The organism is Faecalibaculum rodentium (genome assembly GCF_001564455.1).
Classification (GTDB): domain Bacteria; phylum Bacillota_I; class Bacilli_A; order Erysipelotrichales; family Erysipelotrichaceae; genus Faecalibaculum; species Faecalibaculum rodentium.
In genome coordinates, this window is sequence record NZ_CP011391.1 from 276,755 (window position 1) to 300,150 (window position 23,396).

A 23,396-nucleotide genomic window follows, 5' to 3' on the forward strand; every position below is an offset into this window, starting at 1 on the left:
TGCATCCATATAACAAAAAAGCGGCATATACTGTCCGCTTTTTTCTATATTTATCGAATGGAATCAAAAACACTCGTACGATGGGCGAATATCGGGTGTTTCTATGCATGTACCGCTCCAGTTACCGAATCCTTTCCTGCGTCTCTCCCCTGTTTTTCATCACTGCTTCCACAATGGTCCGCAGAGCCGCAAACAGCAACCCGGCCACAGGCCACACCATCCAGGTAGTGCCCCAGTTCTCTGTCCGGAAACTCCAGAGCAGGTAGATGGCTGTGGCAATCAGCCAGTAGGCCCCGGAAAGAGGACCGAGCACACTGTTGCTTCTCTTTTTATCCGGTGTATAGTCCCCTTCCTGCAGCAGCCGGTCCGCCGCCTCCGACGGGATATCCGCCAGAATGAGCAGGAAGACTCCCGCTGCCACCAGAATCAGTGTCACGCATACAGACAGCGCCATATACAGATCCTTGTCCGTGAAGATGGCCCCGAAAATCGCTACAGGGGACAGAATCAGCAGGATCACCCCAATGATCGTCAGCGCCAGCTTTCCGGGTGCAAAGGCGGTCTGCTGTTCCTTCACCAGTCCCCGTACACCATAGTCCAGAACAAAGGGGTCGTGTTCCAGAAACTCCCAGGGTTTGTTTCTGACCTGGTCGTTCCAGATGAACAGCCCCACAGCAATGCCCACCATGAGAAGCAGCACAATGAGCCCAATGGCGCCCGCCGTGTTTTCCGAAATGTGAATATGGCCATATTCCGAGAAAGCACCCAGAGCAATCACGGTGACTGGCGACAGGATGCACAGGGCGGTGGCAATGGCACATACCCAGGCAGCGGGCCTGCGGGTTTCCAGATACGATCCGGCTTCCTGCAGCGTCACGTGACGGATCGACGATTCCGGCGAATCCTGCGTAACGGAAATTTCCTCTTCTTCCTCCTTGAGCAGATAATCCGTGGTCACGCCGAAGACCAAAGAGAGCTGGACGATTTTGTCCAGGGAAGGAATGGACTGGGATGCCTCCCATTTGGCCACCGCCTGTCTCGATACATTGACCCGCGCTGCCAGGTCTTCCTGGCTCCAGCCATTGCGTTTGCGCAGGGTGATGATTTTTTCTGCGAATATCATGTTGAACCTCCTGAATTCCGATCGGTCACCCGAATCATACCGGAGTAAGGGGATGCAGAACAGAACCCCGCGGCTGGAAATGCGACAACCGGCGGTTGCATCGGCCCAAAACCGGGGAAATTCCGGGAAAACCCGGCCGGATATCTGATTTTCACAGGAACAGACAGAGCCAGCGGGATCCTGGAGAACTCCGGGCGGACAGCAAAAAAGAGCCTGTCATGAGACCGGACTGTACAAAGTCCTTCTCCTGACAGACTCCCCCTGCGGCTTACCGCGCTTTCCGGTTCTGGTTTTTCCGGCTCATCCACCACCAGCCGATCAGACCAATGGCGACCAGGATCAGCACGCAGACCAGCATGATCACCGGCATCATATCCATGCGTCCCTGCGACTGCAGGTTGAATACGATGAACCCCATGATCACAATGCCCACAATGCCTCCCAGCAGGAAGGAAAACAGATTTTTCAGCATTTGCATGATACCCCCTGTTTCATTCATCTTTCCTTCATTTTACCCGACGTACCGGCCGCTGCCTCAGCGAGTGCCCGTTCACTTTTGTTCCTGCAGCCGGCAGGTATTGACAGTTGCATCGGAGTGTATATACTGTACTTATCGTATATGTACACTATATCCGGTTCATATACGCAGAAGGATATATGCTATGGAACTTGAAATTATTCTGAAACCCGGCGGCGACACCCCCATCTACGAACAGATCGAAGAACAGATCCGGGCGGGTGTGATTTCCGGATCCCTCGCCGCCAACACTCCCATTCCCAGCATCCGGGCGCTTGCCAAAGCCCTGCGGGTGAGTGTCATCACCGTGCAGAAAGCCTATGACAACCTGAAACACCAGGGATACATCGAAACAGTGGTGGGGCGCGGAACGGTGATTGCGCAAGTCTCGCAGGAGATGCTGCGGGAAACGAAACAGAAGGAGCTGGATGACCTGCTCGAACAGGCCTGCCGGCTGTCCCGCCAGTGCGGCCTGTCCCTGGAGGAACTGACAGCCGCACTGGAAACCATCTATAAGGAGAACTGAACATGACACCTGCTTTATCGGTGCAGAACCTCTGCAAGTCCTTCGGGGAATTTGCTCTCCAGGACATCACCTTTGACGTCCCCTGCGGCGTCGTGACGGCCATCATCGGCGAGAATGGATCGGGCAAAAGCACCACACTTGCCTGCATACTCGGCCAGGACATTCCGGATTCCGGGACAGTGGCGATCTTCGGAACAGATCCCTTCCAGGACATCCAGGCGCATGCAGCCCTGGGGGTTTCCGGGGACATAAGTCAGTTTCCCGGGGCCTTCACCCCGAATCAGCTGGAATCCGTCCTCAAGGGACTCTTCCCGGACTGGGATACAGCAGCGTGGAACCGACTGCTGGAACTCTGTCAGATCCCCAGAACCAGGCGCATCGAACAGTTCTCCAGGGGCATGAAAGCCAAGCTGTCCCTGGCTGCGGCCCTGAGCCACCGCGCGAAACTCCTGATCCTGGATGAAGCCACTGCCGGGCTGGATCCCGTGGTGCGCGAGGAACTGCTGGACCTGCTGCTGGAGTTCATGCAGGAGGAGGATCATTCCATTCTCATGACCAGCCACATTTCTTCGGATCTGGAAAAAATCGCCGACTACATCATTTTCATCCGCAATGGCAGGATCGTGTTTAGCGAAGAAAAGGACACGCTGCTGGAACACTACGGTCTGGCCAGCGTGAGCCGGGAACAGCTCGGGTATGTGGATGAATCCCTGATCCTTCGCCGCAGAGTGCAGCCGATGTCCACGGATCTTCTGATCACGGACCGGCAGGCATTTGCGACACGCTACCCGGACTATGTGCTGAAACAGCCCACGCTGGATGAAATCGTGCTGATGTTCACGAAAGGAGACGAATGACCATGAAAGGCATTTTCCGAAAGGACATGCTCCAGATCGTACTGAGCTGGAAGGTGCTGCTGCTGGTGGCGGTGCTTGTGAGCAGCGCCCTGGTGTATTTTGATGCCGCCATCGGCCTGATTTCCTTTTTCCCGATCTTCTTCGCCATGCAGGCCTCCAGCACCATCATTGCCGACCGCCACTGCGGCTGGTACCGGTTCTCCACCACAGCCCCCATCACCCGGAAACGGCTGGTACTCTCCAAATACCAGCTGGGTGCACTCCTGGCATTCGCCGGTATGATCACAGGACTGGCTGCAGGACTCGGGGTCCTGTACCTGCGGGGACAGAGCCCGGCCATGGAGGATGTGCTCATGAGCCTGTATCTCGGGATCGTGTTTGTCTTCACCTGCCTGGCGTTTCTGATCCCCCTGGAGTATCTGATGAAAAAGACCCAGGAGTTCCTCGCCATTGTCCTGGCCATGATTCCGCCCGCTGCCATGATCTTTGCCTGGAGCCAGTCGATCACCTCGGAAGTGCAGATGGTCAACGGAGATGTCATCGGCATGAACATCAACATGAACATGCCCCTGCTCCAGGGACTGGCGGTGGTCGCTGTGCTGCTCTTTGTGGCCTCTGCCTTCCTCATGCCCGGACGGATCGCGAAGACGGACCAGGGATAAGCGGCTCTCCTCCTGTCCCTTCTGCCTGTGCCGGCCAACGGGGTCATTCTGCCGACGGGGGCGGGCAGGACCCGGATGCCGGGCCTTTCTGCCCTTGAACGAAACCGCCCGGCCTGCCGCAATGCACAGGTCACCAGTGCCTGCAGACAGTACGGGATACGAAAAAGCCGATGTCAGCGATCCGGATGCGCTCCGGATCTGCCTGTCATCGGCGTTTCTTTTTACGTTTTAAACGGCGCAGGTGCTGTGCATCCTGAAGAGGGAAATGCATCAGTCGGGGACATCGAACAGCGAAGCGGGGATGTCCACGGTGTGATACGAACGCGTGATGACACAGGAATCCGGATCATCGAACAGCGTTTCCATCACCTCGTAAAACTCCCCCGGAGAGACCACGCCGTGAGACACAGGGAGATGCAGCCCGATTTCATTGAGCTTTGCGGCCGCAAAATTCGAACAGTTGTTTCCCAGCAGCGCATACCATTTCCAGGGACCCCGGGTATACATCCGGAACCGGCACCCCGTGCGGAACCACAGCCGGTTGGCATACATCTTTCCACAGGTCTGCAGCGACACCGGCCGCCCTGCCTCATGAGCGGCCTCCATCGGACATACCCAGGGGACCGTCTGTGAAAAGATTTCCCCGGACATCCGGTCGAATGCCTGCAGCTGTGCATCCGTGAGGTGCAGCCCGTATTCAAACAGCGGACTGTGCTCCACGATACAGCAGTTGTTGGCATAGATTTCGGCATTGACGGTGAAGAAAATCCCCGGACCAATGGTCCCGAACAGCTTCTCTGCCGGCACATCATAATCCCCGTAGGAATACATCACATTGTTACGGGAAAACGTCATGTGACCATACAGTCTCGGTCCGTAGGTCCCTGTGTGGATCCAGATCCGCAGGTTCACCTCACTGTCGTTTTTCCGGCCATCGAAGTCCACTGCCCTGTGTTTCATGCCCTCGTCCTGGATCCGGCCAATGACGAAACTCGGAAAAATGCCGATGAAGAACGCAGGCAGCGCCATCCAGTGACGCGTGCTCCAGTACTTCGCGTCATAGGGATTCGAGAAACAGAAGAGCTCTTCCAGGTTCTGCCACGCCTGGAGAAGAAGATAGGCGCCGATGATTTCCATCACGAAGCGCGGATCATCGTGCCGGAACACCAGCAGCAGACCCCCGGCGAGCAGATATCCAAGACCGATCCACAGCCGGCTGCCCGAAAAGCGGTCGAGAACCGCCTGGATTAGGAACACCAGGCCGATAGCGAGCAGATACATGCTGTAGAGCACACCGATGAGGAACGCACCCTGGCAGCGCATGAAGACACAGAGCAGGCCCAGGGCAGCGGTCAGCAAAGCGGCGACCAGGTCGAGCCGCCGGTGCCACTGGAAGGCGTGCACAAAAAACGGTACGGAGGACAGCAGGGAAACCATGCCGGCTGTCAGGATGAAGGCATCGGCAAAACGGGCGGGAACCAGGAGACAGCCCAGTCCGCAGATCAGATATAATAGACAGGGCAGCGTGAGCTTCAGCCGCTGTCTTGAAGACAGTGCAGATGTTGTGTTCATGCTTTCATTGTAAGCAACTGTGCCGGCTATGCCGGCTGTGACAACCGGAGAGGAGCAGAAGAAATGAAAAATATCGCTGTAAGGTACACGGGAACGGCCATGTCGGGGGTCCGGCCATGATCCGCCCGATTTGCAAAGACAGGGAGGTGCTGCAGACTCCGTCCAGAAAAGCCGTGAAAAAGGACCTGCGGCTGGCCAGGGACCTGAAGGATACCCTGGCGGCCCACCCGGGCTGTGTCGGACTGGCTGCGGATATGATCGGGGAAAATGTGCAGATGCTCGCCGCAGAGATGATGGGTGTGCCGGTGGTCATGGTGAATCCGGTGATCCTGATGAAAAAGGATCCCTATGTCACGGAAGAACGCTGCCTTTCGCACGACCACACTTCCACTGTCACGCGCTATGGAGTCATTGAAGTGGAATACCGGGACGACCGCTGGAATCGCCACCGCTCCAGGCTGGAGGGGCTTCCGGCACAGATCGTACAGCACGAGATGGATCACTTCGAGGGGAAACTGGTCTAGACATGGATCTGATTCAAGGGATCGGGCTGTGGCTTGTGGTCATCAACCTCGTGACACTGGCGCTCTATGGACTGGACAAAAAGCGGGCGAAGTCCGGCCAGTGGCGGATCCCGGAACAGACTCTGCTGCTGGCAGCCTTTGCCGGAGGCGGGGCCGGAGCACTGGCTGGCATGGAGCTGTTTCGCCACAAAACCCGGAAACCGGCGTTCCGGATCCTGGTGCCGGTGTCCATCGGGCTCTGGGTGGTCATTCTGGCTGTGGCGGTGTGGAAAACAGGAGGAACACTGTGAAAACGATTCGGGTATGTGCGGCGATCCTGGAAAACGACGCCGGTGACATCTGGTGCGCCCAGCGCGGGTATGGAGCCTTCAGGGGCCTGTATGAATTCCCCGGCGGCAAGCTGGAACCCGGGGAAACTCCGGAACAGGCGCTGGTCCGGGAGATCCGGGAAGAACTGGGGTGCGGGATCCGGGTGGAGCGCTTCTTCATGAAAGCGGAGTACGATTACCCGGACTTTCACCTGGACATGGACTGCTACCTGTGTCGGTTTGCGGGCGAGCCCCATCTTCTGGAGCACATGGATGGACGGTTCATGCCCCTGGACCGGATCATGGAACTGCCCTGGATCCCTGCGGATGTGCAAATCGTCCAGAAGCTTCTCAGGGAGCGGCAGACATCCGCAGACTGATCAGCGTAAAAGGCCGAAAAAAGAACCGCGTGGTGCCGGTCTCCCTGTTTCAAGAAGAGGCCGTCAGAGATGCGGTTCTTTCTGCGTTCAGATGATTGAGGAGCCCTGCCGTGTGTGCAGGTGGCCAAAGCTGCCAATGGACTGCTGCAGGGTCTCCAGAAAGACAGCTGCTTCGTACCCGTCCATCTGCGCGTGATGGAACTGGAAGGAGACGGGCAGCGTGGCATCGGTCCGGATCCTGCCCCAGATCAGATAGGGATTCGGCCAGGGACTGCAGGCGTTCACGGCACTGTCCAGCTCCGTGACAGTCAGCGCCGAGGTACCGATCACCATGCAGTCATCGGCCCCCTCAATCCCGGGGCATTCACCGCTTGTTGCAGCCCGTCGTGTGAGACGCAGATAGTCCTGAAGAAATGCTGTGAAATCCGGCTTCCAGGGAATCAGGCAGTCGCATATTCCACCGGATTCTGTCTTGACGATGACATTGACGGCCAGCCGTTCATATGCAAAAAATCCATCTGATTCCGGCAGCAGATAAAATTCGGGAATCCGGGATGCTGCCTGCCCGATCGCCCACACCAGACAGGCATTGACATGCGGCTGGCCTTGAAGGGCAGACACATCGAATGTCTTCGTCAGGGTCACCATGGGCATGGCAGAGTCTTTCCACAGAGAAAATGCCGTTGCGCGGGCAGTCTGTCCGGGCAAAAGAAATCTGGGCATATGACCTCCTTTTGGCACCCGTGCGAGCCGGTGTGCATGAATACCATTATATAAATACCATTATATATAAGAGAAGGAGGTAATTGCGGGAAAGGCCGTTCATGCCGATGATGGCTGAAAGGGGCAGGAACGGAGGGGAAATGGATTGGGCCGGATGCTGCTGTTTGCACTAATTAATGGTCGTAGGAAATTAAATGCAAAAAAGTGCAGAAAAGGGGTTGCACTTCTGTGAGGGTGTGGTATTATAAGTGAGCCGCAAGTGATTTGGATAAATCAACAAGTCGCAGCATAGAAAAGAACAAAAAGTTCAAAAAATGTGTTGACAGACTCTTGCGGATGAGTTAAGATATAAGAGTGCTGAGGGGCATAGCTGGGCTTGACAGCCGGACCGCCCATTCAGTATCTTTGAAAAGCTTGTGACTTCATCAGAAGCCGCAGGCGATGGAAGCATCTGTCATGGGTGCTGACGCTCTTTGAAAACCGGACAGGAAAAACGAAGTAAATACAAGACGATACAACGTCGATTCTTTGAACCTGAAAAACAATCATTAAAGAACACAAAGACGCAAAGCGTCTGAGTACAGATCAAATGGAGAGTTTGATCCTGGCTCAGGATGAACGCTGGCGGCATGCCTAATACATGCAAGTCGAACGAGAGACCTTCGGGTCTCTAGTGGCGAACGGGTGAGTAACACGTAGGGAACCTGCCCGCGCACCGGGAATACGCTCTGGAAACGGAGAACAAATCCCGATGTACAGGAAGGAGGCATCTTCTTTCTGTGAAACATCCTTTCGGGGATGGGGCGCGGATGGACCTGCGGTGCATTAGTTTGTTGGCGGGGTAAAGGCCCACCAAGACGATGATGCATAGCCGGCCTGAGAGGGCGGACGGCCACATTGGGACTGAGACACGGCCCAGACTCCTGCGGGAGGCAGCAGTAGGGAATTTTCGTCAATGGGCGCAAGCCTGAACGAGCGATGCCGCGTGAGTGAAGAAGGCCTTCGGGTCGTAAAGCTCTGTTGCGGGGGAAAAAAGGCAGCATCAGGAAATGGGTGCTGACTGATGGTGCCCCGCCAGAAAGTCACGGCTAACTACGTGCCAGCAGCCGCGGTAATACGTAGGTGGCAAGCGTTATCCGGAATGATTGGGCGTAAAGGGTGCGCAGGCGGTCCTGCAAGTCTGGAGTGAAACGCATGAGCTCAACTCATGCATGGCTTTGGAAACTGGAGGACTGGAGAGCAGGAGAGGGCGGTGGAACTCCATGTGTAGCGGTAAAATGCGTAGATATATGGAAGAACACCAGTGGCGAAGGCGGCCGCCTGGCCTGTTGCTGACGCTGAGGCACGAAAGCGTGGGGAGCAAATAGGATTAGATACCCTAGTAGTCCACGCCGTAAACGATGAGGACCAAGTGTTGGGGGTGAAACCTCAGTGCTGAAGTTAACGCAGTGAGTCCTCCGCCTGGGGAGTATGCACGCAAGTGTGAAACTCAAAGGAATTGACGGGGGCCCGCACAAGCGGTGGAGTATGTGGTTTAATTCGAAGCAACGCGAAGAACCTTACCAGGCCTTGACATGGGATGCGAAGATGCAGAGATGCATTGGAGGTCAACATCCACACAGGTGGTGCATGGTTGTCGTCAGCTCGTGTCGTGAGATGTTGGGTCAAGTCCCGCAACGAGCGCAACCCTTGTGGCATGTTGCTAACAGGAAAAGCTGAGGACTCATGCCAGACTGCCGGTGACAAACCGGAGGAAGGCGGGGATGACGTCAAATCATCATGCCCCTTATGGCCTGGGCTACACACGTACTACAATGGCGGCTACAAAGAGCAGCGAGACAGGGATGTCGAGCGAATCTCATAAAAGCCGTCCCAGTTCGGATTGGAGGCTGCAACCCGCCTCCATGAAGTTGGAATCGCTAGTAATCGCGGATCAGCATGCCGCGGTGAATACGTTCCCGGGCCTTGTACACACCGCCCGTCAAACCATGGGAGTCGGTAATGCCCGAAGCCGGTGGCATGACCTCATAAGAGGAGTGAGCCGTCGAAGGCAGGATCGATGACTGGGGTTAAGTCGTAACAAGGTATCCCTACGGGAACGTGGGGATGGATCACCTCCTTTCTAAGGAGAAAGTACAGGGGAAAAGGAAAAAGAACAGAGTGGTTCCTGTCCGGTTTTGGAAGAGTGTCTTCCAGGGTCGATCTTTGAAAACCGTACAACGATATGAAAGACAACAGAAGGTCTGAAGTAAAGTTGTGGAGAAATAGAAAGAAACTGAGAGAAAGAAAAGAACAGTGAAGAAACAGTTCTGAGAAAAATATCTCGAAGAAAGCACGAAAACGTTTGAGAGAATCAGATCAAGCAAGGAAGGGCGCAGGGAGGATGCCTGGCCACACTGTACTGAAGAAGGACGTGCCAAACAGCGAAATGCGACGGTGAGCCGTAAGGAGGCAAAGACCCGTCGGTGTCCGAATGGGGGAACCCGGCAGCCAGAAGGCTGTCATCCCGAAAGGGAGAGGTACCCGGGGAACTGAAACATCTAAGTACCCGGAGGAAAAGAAAACAACAGTGATTCCCCGAGTAGCGGCGAGCGAAAGGGGAAAAAGCCCAAACCGGAGAGATCCGGGGTAGTAGGACCGTCAAAAGAGTGCGAAAGACACAGCAGAATGTACAGGGAAGTACAGCCAGAGAGAGTGAAAGCCTCGTAAGCGAAGTGTGTGAAGCATGAGACGGTATCCTGAGTACGGCGGGACACGAGAAATCTTGTCGGAAGCAGGCGGGACCATCCGCCAAGGCAAAATATACAGTGTGAGCGATAGAGAACGAGTACCGTGAGGGAAAGGTGAAAAGAACCGCGGGAGCGGAGTGAAAGAGAACCTGAAACCGTGTGCCTAAAAGAAGTCAGAGCCCGTCAAAGGGTGATGGCGTGCCTTTTGTAGAATGAACCGGCGAGTTGTTCCATGGTGCGAGGTTAAGTCGGAAAGGACGGAGCCGAAGCGAAAGCGAGTCTTAAGAGGGCGGTAAGAGTAGTATGGAGCAGACCCGAAACCGGGTGATCTAGCCATGGGCAGGTTGAAGCAGAAGTGAAATTCTGTGGAGGACCGAACCGACTACCGTTGAAAAGTTAGCGGATGACCTGTGGCTAGGGGAGAAATTCCAATCGAACCCGGAGATAGCTGGTTCTCCCCGAAATAGCTTTAGGGCTAGCGTCGGAGGATGACAGACGGAGGTAGAGCACTGAACGGATGATGGCCCCATCCCGGGGTACTGAATGCGATCAAACTGCGAATGCCGACTGGGAGGAATCCGGCAGTGAGACTGTGGGTGATAAGGTCCATGGTCGAGAGGGAAAGAGCCCAGACCGCCAGCAAAGGTCCCAAAATACTGGCTAAGTGGAAAAGGATGTGGGGACGCACGGACAGCTAGGAGGTTGGCTCAGAAGCAGCCATCCTTGAAAGAGTGCGTAACAGCTCACTAGTCGAGTGGCCCTGCGCCGAAAATGTACCGGGGCTTAAGCCAGGTACCGAAGCTGCGGATGTATATGGAAGTATATGTGGTAGGGGAGCGTTGCATGCAGGAAGAAGTATGACGGAGACGGCATATGGACAGCATGGAAGAGAGAATGCCGGTGTGAGTAGCGAGATGCAGGTGAGAATCCTGCACACCGAAAGCCCAAGGATTCCAGGGGAAGGTTCGTCCGCCCTGGGTAAGTCGGGACCTAACGTGAGGCCGAAAGGCGCAGCGGATGGAAAGCAGGCGGAGATTCCTGCACCCGTATATGGAGCGAAGGAGTGACGGAGAAGGCAGATGCGACCCTCTTACTGGATTGAGGGCCAAGCGAAGCAGGTGGTATCCAGGCAAATCCGGATACGGAAACCAGAGCGTGACGGGTAAGCGAAAGCGGAAGGCGAGTAGCGAAGCGCATCGGGTCAGCTTCCAGGAAAAGCTTCTAGTGTCAATGCATATACGGCCCGTACCAAAACCGACACAGGTGGGCGCGCAGAGGATGCGAAGGTGAGCGAGAGAACTGTTGCCAAGGAACTCGGCAAAATGGCCCCGTACGTTCGCAAGAAGGGGCGCTCGAAAGAGCCGCAGTGAAAAGGCCCAAGCGACTGTTTAACTAAAACACAGCTCCCTGCGAAGCCGCAAGGCGAAGTATAGGGGGTGACACCTGCCCGGTGCTGGAAGGTTAAGGCAAGCTGTGAACCGCGAGGTGAAGCAGTGACCCGAAGCCCCAGTGAACGGCGGCCGTAACTATAACGGTCCTAAGGTAGCGAAATTCCTTGTCAGGTAAGTTCTGACCCGCACGAAAGGTGTAACGATTTGGGCGCTGTCTCGGCAGCAGACTCGGTGAAATCTTAGTACCTGTGAAAATGCAGGTTACCCGCAACTAGACGGAAAGACCCCATGGAGCTTTACTGCAGCCTGGTATTGGGTCCTGGACAGCCATGTACAGGATAGGTGGGAGACAAAGAAGCGAGTACGCAAGTATTGGTGGAGTCGCCGGTGGGATACCACTCCTGGATGTATGGGGCCCTAACCCGTGTGCCGAGAGGGACAGGGGAGAGTGCCAGGCGGGCAGTTTGACTGGGGCGGTCGCCTCCCAAAGAGTAACGGAGGCGCCCAAAGGTACGCTCAGGTTGGATGGGAACCAACTGAAGAGTGCAAATGCAGAAGCGTGCCTGACTGCGACAGAGACAACTGGAGCAGGGACGAAAGTCGGGATTAGTGATCCGGCGGTGCCGAATGGAAGGGCCGTCGCTCAACGGATAAAAGCTACCCTGGGGATAACAGGCTGATCTCGCCCAAGAGTTCACATCGACGGCGAGGTTTGGCACCTCGATGTCGGCTCATCGCATCCTGGAGCTGGATTCGGTTCCAAGGGTTGGGCTGTCCGCCCATTAAAGCGGTACGCGAGCTGGGTTCAGAACGTCGTGAGACAGTTCGGTCCCTATCTGTTGTGGGCGTCGGAGATCTGAGGGAAGCTGTCCTCAGTACGAGAGGACCGGGATGGACCTGCCGCTGGTGCACCAGTTATCATGCCAATGGTATAGCTGGGTAGCCAAGCAGGGAACGGATAAGAGCTGAAAGCATCTAAGCACGAAGCCGGACCCAAGACGAGATCTCCCATTCTAAAAGAGAAGTAAGACCCCTTGAAGACTACGAGGTGGATAGACCAGGGATGGAAGTGCAGAGATGCATGGAGTTGACTGGCACTAATCGGTCGAGGACTTGATCTAAAGAAGAAGCCCGCAGCTTTGCGGAAAGACAGGAAACGAAAGACATATCGTGTATGGTTTTCAGGGAGCGACCTGGAAGAGACGATTCCGGAAGATGTGGTCATCACAGGGCTGAGGAAATACCTGTTCCCATCCCGAACACAGAAGTCAAGCTCAGAGACGGTGACGATAGCCGAAAGGCAAAAATAACAAATGGCCACTCACACAGCCGCTTTCCTTACGGAAGGCGGTTTTTTGTAAGCGTCAAATCAAGCCCATCTGGTTAAGAAGCCTCCGATTGTTCGAAATCTGTATGAACAAAGGAGGCTTTTTGTTGTGGAGAGCCTGTCAACATCCGTCGATTCCTCTGTCCCGCCTCGGCAGACCACTGGTATCATACTGCTGAAGCAAAGCCGGAATGCATACTGCCCCGGCCCCATGGAGGAAGTCATGAAACACAGAGAAATCGAGAACAGACTGCTGTACTCTGTATTCGCCAGAAATCATTCAGAACAGGGAACCCTGAAAGAAGTCGAAGCCGACCTGGAACGCATCCGGAATCTCGGTACCGACATTCTCTGGCTCCTGCCCGTGCAGCCCTCGGGACTGCAGGACCGCAAGGGAACAGACGGCAGTCCCTACGCCATTCAGGACTATCGGGCCATCGATCCGAATCAGGGAACCTGGGAAGACCTGAAGTCCCTGACCGACAAAGCCCATGAACTGGGCATGAAAGTCATCGTGGATGTCGTCTACAATCACACATCTCCTGATTCGGTCCTGGTTCAGCAGCATCCGGAGTGGTTTTTCACCAATGCAGAGGGAAAGCGAAGCTCGCTGGTGGAAGACTGGAGCGACATCGTCGACCTCGACTACCGTCAGCCCGCCCTCTGGGACTATCAGATTGAGACCCTGAAACAGTTTGCGGCCGTCGTGGATGGATTCCGCTGTGATGTGGCCAGCCGCGTTCCGGCTGCTTTCTGGAAACAGGCCAGGGAAGCCTGCGAAACGGTGAATCCTGATATGTTCTGGCTGGCTGAAAGCTGTCACCTGCCCTTCGTCAAGTTCTGCCGTGACCAGGGCAGAGTAGGGGAAAGCGAATCCGCCCTGAGTGATGCAGCATTTGATGTGCTCTACGACTATGATGCCTTCCCCGACCAGCTGCTGGTGATGGAAAACAAGGCTCCCGTCAGCCAGTGGACAGAAGCCCTCATCCGTCAGGATGCCATCCTTCCGCCGAATCACATCAAGCTCCGGTACCTGGAAAACCACGACCAGCCCCGTGCCATGGCATGCAGCTGGAGCGACAGGCTGTGGAAAAACTGGACGGCCCTGCTCTTTACACTCAAGGGACTCCCCATGCTGTATCACGGCCAGGAACAGAAAGAATCCCATCTTCCCAGCATCTTTGATCAGGACCCCATTTCCTGGAACCGGGATCCGGAAGCGGAAGACTGGATCCGCCACTGCAAAACAGTCCGCAATGCATTCTTTGAACCCGGCTCACCTGTCCTGTATGACCCGGATGATGAAACCGGCTCTCTCGCGGTGGACCGCAATGGCTGCCGGGCGCTGTTCCAGCTCCAGGAAAAAGCGGACCGGATTCCCGCCGGACTCCCTGATGGGGAATACAGGAATCTCTTTACTGACCGTCCGGTCCGAATTGTAAACGGAACAGTGGATGCCGCCGATCTTCCCCTGCTCGTGCAAGATCCTCTGGCAGATGAACGTCGCGGCCTGTAGGATCCTGCACCAGGATACATCCGTGTCTGATACTGCAGGAAAAGTCCAGATCAGAACAAAAACCCGGGGGTGTCGGAAGTCTTTGTGCAGACTTCCGTCACCTCCGGGTTCTTTTATGTGCGGAGCCAGTCCGGTATTCCATGCCGTTCGGAGTCACCATCCGCCATCGGCAGTCGGCAGATCAGACAGACTGACTGAACGGATGCAGAACAGGAGTTTCTAGTCCTCTTCCGGAATGGCACCGTATTCCTTCAGCACAAGCTCGATGTCCGTGCCTTTGACCTTCTTGAGCATCTCCTTCACCGCCAGTTTCTCGATGGGGTTCATCTCCATCTCCGTCAGCGGCTTGCCATCCCGCATGTGGACCGCGGCCTTGAGCATATCCCGAACATCATAGGCAGATCCCCAGACCTCCGGCACAGCCCGTTCGATGTCCAGCAGGTCATAGACCGCTTCCATGCCCGTACGCATGGAATACTCCGTGGTGAAAATCGTATCCCGAGGCGTTTCCGCAAACTGGCCAATGAAGGCGAAGTTCTTCGACCCCTTCGGACGCACCCGCGGACGGTCATCTTTCTGCCTGGGCATGAAGAACGCTGTGACAAAGGGCATCATGCAGGGGATGGTGTTGCAGTGGTTCGCCGCCAGATCATGGATTTTGTCCTCCGGCACCCCGATGTGGTACAGCCACTCTTCGCAGATCTCTTCCCCTGTGCAGTCGCGCATGGGTTTTTTCACATAGTCGCCCTCTCTGTCCGTGAACAGACCATACACCCATACCAGGGCATGGCCATCCGGCTGGTTCCGGAACTGCGGCTGGCGGTTGATGGTCCAGGACAGCAGCCAGGAGGAATCCTTTGCGGTCACGATCCCGCCTGTGACCACATGTCCGGTCAGCACATCCCGGCCGGTGATGGCCTTGATGTACGGGAAGACCTCTTCATCCAGTGTCTCCACCGTGGCGGACTCCCAGTTGGTTTTTTCCACATCCCCGCAGAATTTCTCCGGGTGGCCGAAGTCATCGGACTGCTTTGCGATTTTCTTCCAGGTGCTCCAGCCGCCGTCATCCGACAGGTTGTCATCCAGCTTTGCCGGCTCTGTCTGGGACCCGAAGGCGGAGTTTTCCACCAGACCGCCAACGGTCAGGAACAGCAGATCGTTTTCCGTCAGTGGAATCGTTTCGGTTTTGCCATCCCGTTTCACGGTGAGGGACTGCGCCAGTTTCTCGTCCTCCCGGATCACGAACTGCACGTCCTCCAGCTTTACGCCATACTCGAACTTCACGCCGTGATCCTCCAGGTATTTCACCATGGGCAGGATCATGGATTCGTACTGGTTGTAGCGTGTGAAGCGCAGCGCAGACAAGTCAGGCAAACCGTCGATGTGGTGCACGAACCGCTGCATGTAGCGTTTCATCTCCAGCGCCGAGTGCCAGTTCTCGAATGCGAACATCGTCCGCCAGTACAGCCAGAAGTTGGAATCCAGGACTTCGTCGTCGAAGACATCCTCGATTGTTTTGTTCTCCAGATCCTTCTCCGGCGTCAGGTAGAGCTTCAGGATCTGCTCCTGGGCTTTGTCAGATACCGCGAATTTCTTGTCTGTGTGGGCGTCCTGCCCCTGGTGTTCTGTCACCCGGCACAGCGAGTAGTTGGGGTCGTCTTTGTTCAGCCAGTAGTATTCATCCAGTACCGAATAGTCTGCGTTTTCGATGGAAGGCACATCACGCAGAATATCCCACATCACCTCGAAGTGGTTGTCCATCTCCCGGCCGCCCCGCATGGTATACCCCAGCAGAGGATACTGCCAGCCATCCATGGCGCCCCCTGGAATGGGGTCCTTTTCCAGAATGTGGATGTTTTCCCCGGGCATTTTCGCATCCCGGACCAGGAAGAACGCTGCGGAAAGACCCGCCAGACCGCTTCCCATGATATAGGCGTGTTTCTGTTCAATGTCCTTTGGCACCCGCGGGTGGGCGAATGCCTCGTAGTTGCCGCTTCCGTAATGGAACATGTTTCTTCACCTCGGCCTTATTCTAAAAAACCGGAAAATCGCCGTCAGTTGTCATGCCCCGGATAACAGCCGGACAGAGTGAGAAATCTGTCTGAGTGCCGGCAATATCCTTGCTGTAAATGGTCCTGGAGACAGCATGGAAAAGGACAGACCGGCTGTCCTGTGTCAAAGGAAGCTGATCTGTCCTGTTTACTGCCTGTATAAAGGATTCGTCAAAGTTCTCACCGTTTGATTTCCGTCATGTCCTGCACCACCTGCGTGATCTGCGCCACATCCTGCACCTGGTTCTGAATGTGTCCGGAATCCAGCAGGCGGATGTCGCGGATGCCTGCCCTGACAGAACTGTCGATCCCCGCCAGGGAGTCTTCGATCACTGTCAGTTCCTCCAGGGGCATGCCGAGATTCTCTGCGGCTTTCCCGAACATCGCCACTTTGTTTTCGTAGGTCCCGTCATCATACACAATGGAATCCGGGTCCATCCACCTGTCCAGATGGAAGTTCTTTACAAAGAAGTCGATGTTGGGTTTGATGGAAGCCGAGGCAATGGTGAAGGGAACCCCCTGGGCTGTGAGATCGTCGAACAGCTCTTCGGCGCCTTTAATCAGGTGGAAATTCTCTGTATCTGCCTGGCAGAACTCCCGGTAGTACTCCTCCTTGAGAAGGGAGTATTTATCCTCCAGTGCACTGTCCTCCACGCCGCCGTTGAGGTAGCGGATGATCAGTTTGTTGGGCCGCCCGTTCATCTTTTCATGCAGTTCTTCTTCCGTGATGTCCGTGTTCCGCAGTTCCTGTGAAATGCGGTTCCATGCCAGCACATGCTTGTCGTTGTCCAGAAACAGAGTTCCGTTGAAATCAAAAATTACGCCTTTCATTTATTCCTCTCCTTTGACCTGCAGGATCTTCGTGTATTCCCCATAGTGGTCGATTACGTCCTTCGGGACGGATTTGTCGGTAATCAGTTCGTCGATGTTGTACAGATGGTCGTAGACATAGAAGTCCTCCCGGTTGAATTTACGGCTGTCTGCCAGCAGGAAGGTGCTTCGGGCATTCCGGCAGGCAATGGCCTGCATTTCGCCTTCTTCCATGGAGGATGTGGTGATTTCGTCATCTGCAATGCCGTTGCAGGAAATGAAAGCCTTCGTGAATTTCAGATCCCGCAGTACCTGGTTGGTCAGGGTGCCGACAAAGGCGCCCGTATTGGACCGGTACGTGCCGCCCACCAGCAGCAGACGGTCCTCCATGCGTTCCTTCAGTACCTCGAAGGCGGGAAGGGACGGAGTCACGATCCGGATGTCCTTGTCCGGGATCATGGAAGCCATCATTTCCAGGGTCGTACCGGGACCCAGGAAGATGGTTTCATGGTCCTGCACCAGGCTGGCGGCATAGCGGGCGATGTCCCGCTTTTCTTCGATCTGCACCGTGGACTTCTGCAGGTGGGACAGCTCGAAGTCGATGTTGTAGTCCAGGGACTGTGCCCCGCCCCGAACACGGATGAGCTTGCCGCTTTTTTCCAGTTCGTCCAGATCCCGGCGCACCGTCATGTCGGAGACAGCCAGTGCCTCCATGATGTCCGCCGTATCCACGATGCCCTTTTCATTGACCATCTGAAGTATTCTTGTCAGTCGTTCTCGTTTCAGCATCTGGTTGCTCCTTTCACAGTTCCTTTATACCGTGTTCTGTCACTGGCGTCAATACAATCAAACAGAAATAAACAGAAAAACCGGTATATTCCAACAAAATCTGAAATAATTTGTTTGAAAAATTGATTGAAACCGTTGACATGGACGCTATTACCTGCGTAAACTGTAGCTGTAACCAAACACAGGAAACAAAATCGAACAAAATCGAACCGATATAGAAGGAGGAACCTGTATGAAGAAACTCCCTGAAGATTTCATCTTTGGCGGCGCCACAGCCGCATATCAGGCAGAAGGCGCGACAAAAGAAGGTGGAAAGGGCCCCGTGGCATGGGATGAATTCCTGGAGAAGCAGGGACGCTTTCTGGCAGACCCTGCCAGTGACTTCTACCACAAATATCCCGAGGACCTGGAGTTGTGCTCCATGTTCGGTGTCAACGGTGTGCGCCTTTCCATCGCCTGGAGCCGGATCTTTCCGGAAGGCACCGGCCGCATCAACCCGGAAGGCGTGAAGTTCTACCACGATGTGCTGGCGGAAGCGAAAAAGTACGGCATCAAGGTCTTTGTGACACTGCACCACTTCGACACACCGAAGGCACTCTTTGACCAGGGGGACTTCCTGAACCGCGACACGCTGGATGCCTTCGCGGATTATGCGAAATTCTGCTTCGAGGAATATCCGGAAGTCGAATACTGGACAACCTTCAATGAAATCTATCCCATCGCGACCAACCAGTACCTGCTGGGAATCTTCCCGCCTGGAATCAAATATGACCTGACAAAAGTCATCGCCTGCCTCCATAACATGATGGTGGCCCATGCACGGGTCGTGAACCTCTTCAAGGAAAACGGGTACAGCGGGCAGATCGGCGTGGTGCACTCCCTGGAAACCAAGTATCCGGCTTCTGATGCACCGGAAGACATCCATGCGGCATTCCTGGACGATGCCCTGAGCATCCGCTTCCTGCTGGATGCCACCTACAAAGGCGGCTACTCGAAGGAAACGCTGGAAGCCCTGGATGAAATCTGCGCGGCGAACAACGCCTCCTATGACTTCCCGGAAGAAGACTTCGTCGAACTGGAGAAGGCAAAGGACCGCAACGACTACCTCGGCATCAACCACTATTCCAGCCACTTTGTGAAGGCCTACAACGGCGAAAATGCCATTCACCACAACGGCACCGGCGACAAGGGAACCGGATCCTACAAGGTGAAGGGCATTGGAGAACGGATCTACAAGGAAGGCCTGGAACGGACCGACTGGGACTGGCTGATTTATCCCCAGGGTCTCTACGACCTGCTCATGCGCATCAAGCGTGACTATCCCAATTACAAGGCCATCTACATCACGGAAAACGGCATGGGGTACAAGGATGACTTCAAAAACGGGATCATCATGGATGAACCCCGGATCGACTACATCCGCAAGTACCTGACCTCTGTCGCAGATGCCATCGAAGACGGCGTCAACGTCAAGGGCTACTTCCTGTGGTCGCTGATGGATGTGTTCTCCTGGTCCAACGGATACAACAAGCGCTATGGCCTGTTCTTCGTGGACTTCGAAACCCAGGAGCGGTATCCCAAGGAATCGGCGTACTGGTACAAACACCTGGCGGAAACCAAAACCATTCTGTAAGAGAAAGAGAAAGAAGAGGAACAGACATGAACAAAGAAGAAATGAACATGGTGGGCTTTGAAATCGTGGCCTACTCCGGGGATGCGAGAAGCACCCTCCTGCAGCTCCTGAAAGAAGCCCGGCAGGGCAACTTCAACAATGTGGACGCCCTGCTGGCGGACGCAGATGAAAACATCAACCTGGCACACCGGTCCCAGACACAGATCCTGGCGGCGGAAGCCTCCGGCGATAACATGGATATGGGCTTCATCTTCGTGCACGGACAGGACCACCTCATGACGACGATCCTTCTGCGGGATGTGATCGGCGACCTGGTGGAACTGTACAGACGAAACAAATAAGGGAACTTCATCGAGACAAGTCGACAGAAAACGAGGAGAGAAAACCATGAATGCAATCATCGGATTTATTGAAAAGGGAAAGCCCTTTTTCAACAAACTCGCCGGGAATGCCTATCTGCAGGCAATCCGTGACGGATTCCTGGCAGCCATGCCGGCCATCCTGTTCTCCAGCATCTTCATTCTCTGCGCAGCGCTCCCGGAAGTATTCGGTGTGACGCTGCCGGCTGAACTCAGCAGCTGGCTGTGGCGCGTCTACAACCTGTCCATGGGCATTGTAGGTATTCTTGTAGCCGCAACTACCGCCCGGGCCCTGGGAGAGAGCTTCTCCCGGAAACTGCCCAAAGGCATGACCATGAACGTTGTGTCCGTCATGCTGGCATCCATATCCGGCTACCTGATGCTGGCAGTCACGGAAATCGATGGCGGCATCGATGTGACATACCTGGGCACCAAGGGCCTGCTGTGTTCCTTCATTGCGGCGTTCATTACCGCGAACATGTACAAATTCTGTACCCTGAAGAACATCACGATCAAGATGCCGCCGGAAGTTCCCGGGGTGATCTCCAATGTATTCAAGAACGTGTTTCCGTTTTCTTTCTCGGTTCTCTGCTGCGTGGCCATTGACTTCATTTCCACACAGTTCTTCGGAGTCCGTTTTGCGGAGAGCCTGATCACGCTGTTCTCCCCGCTGTTCAGCGCTGCGGATTCCTACTTCGGACTCGGCCTGATTGCCGGTGCCATGGCATTCTTCTGGTTCCTGGGAATACATGGCCCCTCCATTGTGGAGCCCGCAGTGGCTGCTGCGATTTATGCCAATGTGGAAGCCAACCTGATGCTCGTGCAGAATGGGGAACAGGCTTCTCATGCCCTGACTGTCGGCTTCAACAACTTTATCGCCTGTCTGGGCGGCACAGGATGCACCCTGGTGGTTCCATTCCTGTTTATGTGGCTGTGCAAGTCCAAGCAGCTGAAGGCAGTGGGCAAGGCATCCTTCATCCCAGTGATTTTCAACGTCAATGAACCGGTCCTGTTTGCAGCCCCAATCGTACTGAATCCGTACTTCTTCGTACCCTTCCTGCTGGCACCCATTGCCAATGCGGTCCTGTTCAAGTTCTTCATTGATGTCCTGAGCATGAACTCCTTCATCTACGTCCTTCCCTGGGCAACCCCGGCTCCTGTGGGCCTGTTCCTGGGAACGGGCATGGCGCCCATGGCTCTGCTGTGCTCGGTGGTTCTGATTGCGGTGGATGCCCTGATCTATATTCCGTTCGTGAAAGCGTACGACTCCACCCTGGTGCAGGAAGAAGCGGAGAAGGCCGTACAAGGTGATGTCGATGGTGGCCAGACTGCAGACACTGAGCCGGCAGCCATCATGGTGCCTGAAAAGGCAGAACCTGCAGAGGCTGCGACCGCGCCAGCAGAAGAAACGAAACCTCTCAGCGTTCTGGTGCTGTGTGTCGGCGCCGGTACATCGGCGATGTTTGCGAATGCGGTGAACAAGGGGGCCGAAGAAAAGCATCTGCCTGTCACTGCCAGGGCGGAAGCCTTCGGGGCTCACACGGATATCCTGGATGAGTTCCAGCTGGTGGTCCTGTCACCACAGGTACAGTCCAGGTATGACGAGATCAAAGCCGATGCAGACAGATACGGCATCAAGGTCGTGAAGACAAAGGGTGCGCAGTATATCGGCCTGACAAAGGATCCGGAAGGGGCCGTGGACTTCGTTGTCAGCGAGTCAAAGGAGTAAACCCATGAAGATTCTGGTTACGGGAGGCGCAGGATATATCGGCAGTCACACAGCGGTGGAACTGCTCAACAGCGGTCACGAGGTGATCGTGGCAGACAACCTGTCGAATTCCTCTGAAAAGGCACTGGACCGGGTGAAGGAGATCACCGGAAAGGACCTGAGGTTTTACAACGTGGATCTGCGGGACAAGGATGCCCTGCAGAGTCTGTTTGATAAAGAGGACATCGATGCGGTGATCCATTTCGCGGGACTGAAAGCCGTGGGCGAATCTGTCTCGAAGCCCATCGAATATTATCAGAACAACATCGGCGGGACGCTGAACCTGGTGGAAGCCATGCGGGATCACGGGGTGAAGAACATCATCTTCTCCTCAAGCGCCACGGTCTATGGCGATCCGGCGGAGATCCCCATCACGGAGAACTGTCCGAAGGGTGTCTGCACGAACCCCTATGGCTGGAGCAAGTGGATGCTCGAGCAGGTGCTGACAGACCTGCACACGGCGGATCCGGAGTGGAATGTGGTGCTGCTGCGGTATTTCAATCCCATCGGTGCCCATGAATCCGGGCTGATCGGGGAAGACCCGAAGGGGATCCCGAACAACCTGCTGCCGTATGTGGCGCAGGTGGCAGTGGGCAAGCTGAAGGAAGTGGGTGTGTTCGGAGACGACTATCCCACACCGGATGGCACCGGCGTACGAGACTACATCCATGTGGTGGACCTGGCAAGGGGTCATGTGGATGCGCTGAAGAAGATCGAAGACCGGGCAGGGGTGTTTACCTGCAACCTGGGGACCGGAAAGGGAAGCAGTGTGCTGGATGTGATCCATGCCTTCGAGAAGGCGGCAGGGAAGAAGATCCCGTACCAGATCAAACCGCGTAGGGCCGGGGACATCGCAGAATGCTATGCAGACTGTGCGCTGGCGGAAAAGGAACTGGGCTGGAAGGCACAGCATGATCTGGATGACATGTGTACATCCTCCTGGAAGTGGCAGTCGATGAACCCGAACGGGTATGAGACTGCCGACTGACTGGGAAAAATCCAAGATTTTTGCCAGTCATCCTGCAGTCATGTAATGGCTTCGTGGCCGGAAGGCGGAGGAACGTTTGAGCTTCTCAGACCGTCTTTCAAGAAGGATTCGGGTTTTAGAATAATTGACGTTTCAAAAAGGACTGGGTCACTTTGCGTGGCTCAGTCCTTTCAAATACTGATTCAGCTGTATCGGGTGAAACCGGTCTGCAATAGAGGAGGGGCCGGAATCTTCCACCATGATCAGTCTCCCGATTCGTCCCCGAGAGAGGCCTGCAGTTCCAGCACCCGCTTCATGGAACGACCCGTTGCTTTGGACACCAGTTCCGGTGCAACCTGTTCCCTCAAGAAATTGATGGCGATCTCTGTCCGGCTTTCTGCCCGGCTCTCATCCACGAGCTTCTGTACCGCATCACACATCTGTCTTACCTACTTGTCATCCGTTTTCAAATCCAGGCAGCGCCTTGCCAGAACGGGATAGTGCATCTTCATGGGATTGGATTCATGCATATCAGCCATCAGCCGCCCCAGTTCATCCTTTTCCTGCCATTCGCCATTCACAACCACAAAATGCAGGCCAAAGTCCATCCTGACTTCGTGACCTTTGGGCAGCACTTCGTATTCATACAGCGGCAGACCGCCTCCCGGATAGTCTTTGTCTACTATGAAGATAACATAGGTATCCGGCTGTTTCTGTGTCCACATGGGACTGTTTCTTATCCATACAAAACGTACCTCCTATTGGTTGGATTCGCCAGAAGGCCCTGTTTTTGATGAAATTTCCTGGCAGACGCCGGAATTGGGACAATTGTACCGGTTTTGGCTTCCTTTCTCTGCCACATTT

Annotated in this window: 20 protein-coding genes and 3 rRNA genes; 14 read left to right on the top strand and 9 right to left on the bottom strand. The window is 55.1% G+C overall.

Going from position 1 to position 23,396, the window contains the following annotated elements; genetic code table 11:
- Positions 1 to 121: 121 nt before the first annotated feature.
- Complete coding sequence (locus aalo17_RS01275; protein WP_067554527.1) at positions 122 to 1,123, bottom strand: helix-turn-helix domain-containing protein; 1,002 nt, start codon at positions 1,121 to 1,123, stop codon at positions 122 to 124.
- Between the two features lie 268 nt (positions 1,124 to 1,391).
- A complete protein-coding gene (locus aalo17_RS12540) occupies positions 1,392 to 1,601 on the bottom strand; it encodes a hypothetical protein (RefSeq protein ID WP_145907403.1) in 210 nt (69 codons plus the stop codon).
- 184 nt (positions 1,602 to 1,785) lie between these two features.
- On the opposite strand from aalo17_RS12540, the gene aalo17_RS12545 reads away from it, so the two are divergent.
- Genes aalo17_RS12545 through aalo17_RS01295 form a run of 3 tightly spaced genes read left to right on the top strand, consistent with a single transcriptional unit; the run spans position 1,786 to position 3,685 of the window.
- Complete coding sequence (locus tag aalo17_RS12545) at positions 1,786 to 2,166, top strand: GntR family transcriptional regulator (protein ID WP_067554533.1); 381 nt, start codon at positions 1,786 to 1,788, stop codon at positions 2,164 to 2,166.
- 2 nt (positions 2,167 to 2,168) lie between these two features.
- A complete protein-coding gene (locus aalo17_RS01290; RefSeq protein ID WP_067554536.1) occupies positions 2,169 to 3,023 on the top strand; it encodes an ABC transporter ATP-binding protein in 855 nt (284 codons plus the stop codon).
- 2 nt (positions 3,024 to 3,025) lie between these two features.
- Positions 3,026 to 3,685 (top strand): ABC-2 transporter permease, encoded by a 660-nt coding sequence (locus aalo17_RS01295; protein ID WP_158507665.1) that lies wholly within the window; start codon positions 3,026 to 3,028, stop codon positions 3,683 to 3,685.
- Between the two features lie 270 nt (positions 3,686 to 3,955).
- Here aalo17_RS01295 and aalo17_RS01300 read toward each other — a convergent pair whose 3' ends face one another.
- Positions 3,956 to 5,257 (bottom strand): hypothetical protein, encoded by a 1,302-nt coding sequence (locus tag aalo17_RS01300; RefSeq protein ID WP_067554542.1) that lies wholly within the window; start codon positions 5,255 to 5,257, stop codon positions 3,956 to 3,958.
- A gap of 116 nt (positions 5,258 to 5,373) precedes the next feature.
- Between aalo17_RS01300 and aalo17_RS01305 the strand changes: the two genes are divergently transcribed.
- The 3 genes from aalo17_RS01305 to aalo17_RS01315 are packed head-to-tail and all read left to right on the top strand — an operon-like array spanning position 5,374 to position 6,469.
- Entirely contained in the window at positions 5,374 to 5,781 is a 408-nt protein-coding gene (locus tag aalo17_RS01305) for a peptide deformylase (protein ID WP_067554545.1), read from the top strand.
- Positions 5,782 to 5,783: 2 nt separating this feature from the next.
- Positions 5,784 to 6,071, top strand: a complete 288-nt coding sequence (locus tag aalo17_RS01310; protein ID WP_067554548.1) for a DUF1294 domain-containing protein — start codon at positions 5,784 to 5,786, stop codon at positions 6,069 to 6,071.
- Complete coding sequence (locus tag aalo17_RS01315; protein ID WP_067554551.1) at positions 6,068 to 6,469, top strand: (deoxy)nucleoside triphosphate pyrophosphohydrolase; 402 nt, start codon at positions 6,068 to 6,070, stop codon at positions 6,467 to 6,469. Before aalo17_RS01310 ends, aalo17_RS01315 begins: the two co-directional genes overlap by 4 nt.
- Positions 6,470 to 6,556: 87 nt before the next feature.
- Here aalo17_RS01315 and aalo17_RS01320 read toward each other — a convergent pair whose 3' ends face one another.
- A complete protein-coding gene (locus aalo17_RS01320; protein WP_067554554.1) occupies positions 6,557 to 7,192 on the bottom strand; it encodes a CatA-like O-acetyltransferase in 636 nt (211 codons plus the stop codon).
- Positions 7,193 to 7,778: 586 nt separating this feature from the next.
- Here aalo17_RS01320 and aalo17_RS01325 point away from each other — a divergent pair.
- From aalo17_RS01325 to aalo17_RS01340, 4 genes are all read left to right on the top strand, one after another.
- A 16S ribosomal RNA gene (locus tag aalo17_RS01325) occupies positions 7,779 to 9,314 on the top strand.
- Between the two features lie 234 nt (positions 9,315 to 9,548).
- Positions 9,549 to 12,433 (top strand): 23S ribosomal RNA (locus aalo17_RS01330).
- Between the two features lie 95 nt (positions 12,434 to 12,528).
- A 5S ribosomal RNA gene (gene rrf, locus aalo17_RS01335) occupies positions 12,529 to 12,635 on the top strand.
- Together the 16S, 23S and 5S rRNA genes form the textbook arrangement of a ribosomal RNA operon.
- 227 nt (positions 12,636 to 12,862) lie before the next feature.
- Positions 12,863 to 14,155, top strand: a complete 1,293-nt coding sequence (locus aalo17_RS01340; protein WP_158507667.1) for an alpha-amylase family glycosyl hydrolase — start codon at positions 12,863 to 12,865, stop codon at positions 14,153 to 14,155.
- Between the two features lie 219 nt (positions 14,156 to 14,374).
- On the opposite strand, the gene aalo17_RS01345 is transcribed toward aalo17_RS01340, so the two are convergent.
- The 3 genes from aalo17_RS01345 to aalo17_RS01355 all read right to left on the bottom strand — a co-directional run bounded on the left by aalo17_RS01345 (position 14,375) and on the right by aalo17_RS01355 (position 17,805).
- On the bottom strand, positions 14,375 to 16,165 hold the full coding sequence (locus aalo17_RS01345; RefSeq protein WP_067554561.1) for an oleate hydratase: 1,791 nt from the start codon (positions 16,163 to 16,165) through the stop codon (positions 14,375 to 14,377).
- A 221-nt stretch (positions 16,166 to 16,386) separates the two neighbouring features.
- Entirely contained in the window at positions 16,387 to 17,037 is a 651-nt protein-coding gene (locus tag aalo17_RS01350; protein ID WP_067554564.1) for an HAD family hydrolase, read from the bottom strand.
- Positions 17,038 to 17,805 (bottom strand): DeoR/GlpR family DNA-binding transcription regulator, encoded by a 768-nt coding sequence (locus aalo17_RS01355; protein WP_067554567.1) that lies wholly within the window; start codon positions 17,803 to 17,805, stop codon positions 17,038 to 17,040.
- Between the two features lie 232 nt (positions 17,806 to 18,037).
- Between aalo17_RS01355 and lacG the strand changes: the two genes are divergently transcribed.
- From lacG to galE, 4 genes are read left to right on the top strand one after another with little or no spacing between them, the layout of a single operon-like run.
- A complete protein-coding gene (gene lacG, locus aalo17_RS01360; RefSeq protein WP_067554570.1) occupies positions 18,038 to 19,438 on the top strand; it encodes a 6-phospho-beta-galactosidase in 1,401 nt (466 codons plus the stop codon).
- A 26-nt stretch (positions 19,439 to 19,464) separates the two neighbouring features.
- A complete protein-coding gene (locus aalo17_RS01365) occupies positions 19,465 to 19,779 on the top strand; it encodes a PTS lactose/cellobiose transporter subunit IIA (protein ID WP_067554574.1) in 315 nt (104 codons plus the stop codon).
- Between the two features lie 46 nt (positions 19,780 to 19,825).
- Positions 19,826 to 21,526 carry a PTS transporter subunit EIIC gene (locus aalo17_RS01370; protein WP_067554576.1) on the top strand — a complete coding sequence of 567 codons (1,701 nt, stop codon included), beginning with the start codon at positions 19,826 to 19,828 and terminating at the stop codon, positions 21,524 to 21,526.
- Between the two features lie 4 nt (positions 21,527 to 21,530).
- Complete coding sequence (galE, locus tag aalo17_RS01375; protein ID WP_067554579.1) at positions 21,531 to 22,553, top strand: UDP-glucose 4-epimerase GalE; 1,023 nt, start codon at positions 21,531 to 21,533, stop codon at positions 22,551 to 22,553.
- Positions 22,554 to 22,795: 242 nt separating this feature from the next.
- Here galE and aalo17_RS12755 read toward each other — a convergent pair whose 3' ends face one another.
- Together aalo17_RS12755 and aalo17_RS01380 are read right to left on the bottom strand one after the other, a co-directional pair.
- Entirely contained in the window at positions 22,796 to 22,972 is a 177-nt protein-coding gene (locus aalo17_RS12755) for a hypothetical protein (protein ID WP_158507669.1), read from the bottom strand.
- A 9-nt stretch (positions 22,973 to 22,981) separates the two neighbouring features.
- Positions 22,982 to 23,257 (bottom strand): hypothetical protein, encoded by a 276-nt coding sequence (locus aalo17_RS01380; RefSeq protein WP_067554582.1) that lies wholly within the window; start codon positions 23,255 to 23,257, stop codon positions 22,982 to 22,984.
- Positions 23,258 to 23,396: the final 139 nt, after the last annotated feature.

Excerpts from the sequence above, each read along its gene's own strand:
- aalo17_RS01275 (WP_067554527.1), bottom strand. The coding sequence starts at position 1,123 with ATGATATTCGCAGAAAAAATCATCACCCTGCGCAAACGCAATGGCTGG.
- aalo17_RS12540 (WP_145907403.1), bottom strand. The coding sequence starts at position 1,601 with ATGCAAATGCTGAAAAATCTGTTTTCCTTCCTGCTGGGAGGCATTGTG.
- aalo17_RS12545 (WP_067554533.1), top strand. The coding sequence starts at position 1,786 with ATGGAACTTGAAATTATTCTGAAACCCGGCGGCGACACCCCCATCTAC.
- aalo17_RS01290 (WP_067554536.1), top strand. The coding sequence starts at position 2,169 with ATGACACCTGCTTTATCGGTGCAGAACCTCTGCAAGTCCTTCGGGGAA.
- aalo17_RS01295 (WP_158507665.1), top strand. The coding sequence starts at position 3,026 with ATGAAAGGCATTTTCCGAAAGGACATGCTCCAGATCGTACTGAGCTGG.
- aalo17_RS01300 (WP_067554542.1), bottom strand. The coding sequence starts at position 5,257 with ATGAACACAACATCTGCACTGTCTTCAAGACAGCGGCTGAAGCTCACG.
- aalo17_RS01305 (WP_067554545.1), top strand. The coding sequence starts at position 5,374 with ATGATCCGCCCGATTTGCAAAGACAGGGAGGTGCTGCAGACTCCGTCC.
- aalo17_RS01310 (WP_067554548.1), top strand. The coding sequence starts at position 5,784 with ATGGATCTGATTCAAGGGATCGGGCTGTGGCTTGTGGTCATCAACCTC.
- aalo17_RS01320 (WP_067554554.1), bottom strand. The coding sequence starts at position 7,192 with ATGCCCAGATTTCTTTTGCCCGGACAGACTGCCCGCGCAACGGCATTT.
- aalo17_RS01340 (WP_158507667.1), top strand. The coding sequence starts at position 12,863 with ATGAAACACAGAGAAATCGAGAACAGACTGCTGTACTCTGTATTCGCC.
- aalo17_RS01345 (WP_067554561.1), bottom strand. The coding sequence starts at position 16,165 with ATGTTCCATTACGGAAGCGGCAACTACGAGGCATTCGCCCACCCGCGG.
- aalo17_RS01350 (WP_067554564.1), bottom strand. The coding sequence starts at position 17,037 with ATGAAAGGCGTAATTTTTGATTTCAACGGAACTCTGTTTCTGGACAAC.
- aalo17_RS01355 (WP_067554567.1), bottom strand. The coding sequence starts at position 17,805 with ATGCTGAAACGAGAACGACTGACAAGAATACTTCAGATGGTCAATGAA.
- lacG (WP_067554570.1), top strand. The coding sequence starts at position 18,038 with ATGAAGAAACTCCCTGAAGATTTCATCTTTGGCGGCGCCACAGCCGCA.
- aalo17_RS01365 (WP_067554574.1), top strand. The coding sequence starts at position 19,465 with ATGAACAAAGAAGAAATGAACATGGTGGGCTTTGAAATCGTGGCCTAC.
- aalo17_RS01370 (WP_067554576.1), top strand. The coding sequence starts at position 19,826 with ATGAATGCAATCATCGGATTTATTGAAAAGGGAAAGCCCTTTTTCAAC.
- galE (WP_067554579.1), top strand. The coding sequence starts at position 21,531 with ATGAAGATTCTGGTTACGGGAGGCGCAGGATATATCGGCAGTCACACA.
- aalo17_RS12755 (WP_158507669.1), bottom strand. The coding sequence starts at position 22,972 with ATGTGTGATGCGGTACAGAAGCTCGTGGATGAGAGCCGGGCAGAAAGC.
- aalo17_RS01380 (WP_067554582.1), bottom strand. The coding sequence starts at position 23,257 with ATGTGGACACAGAAACAGCCGGATACCTATGTTATCTTCATAGTAGAC.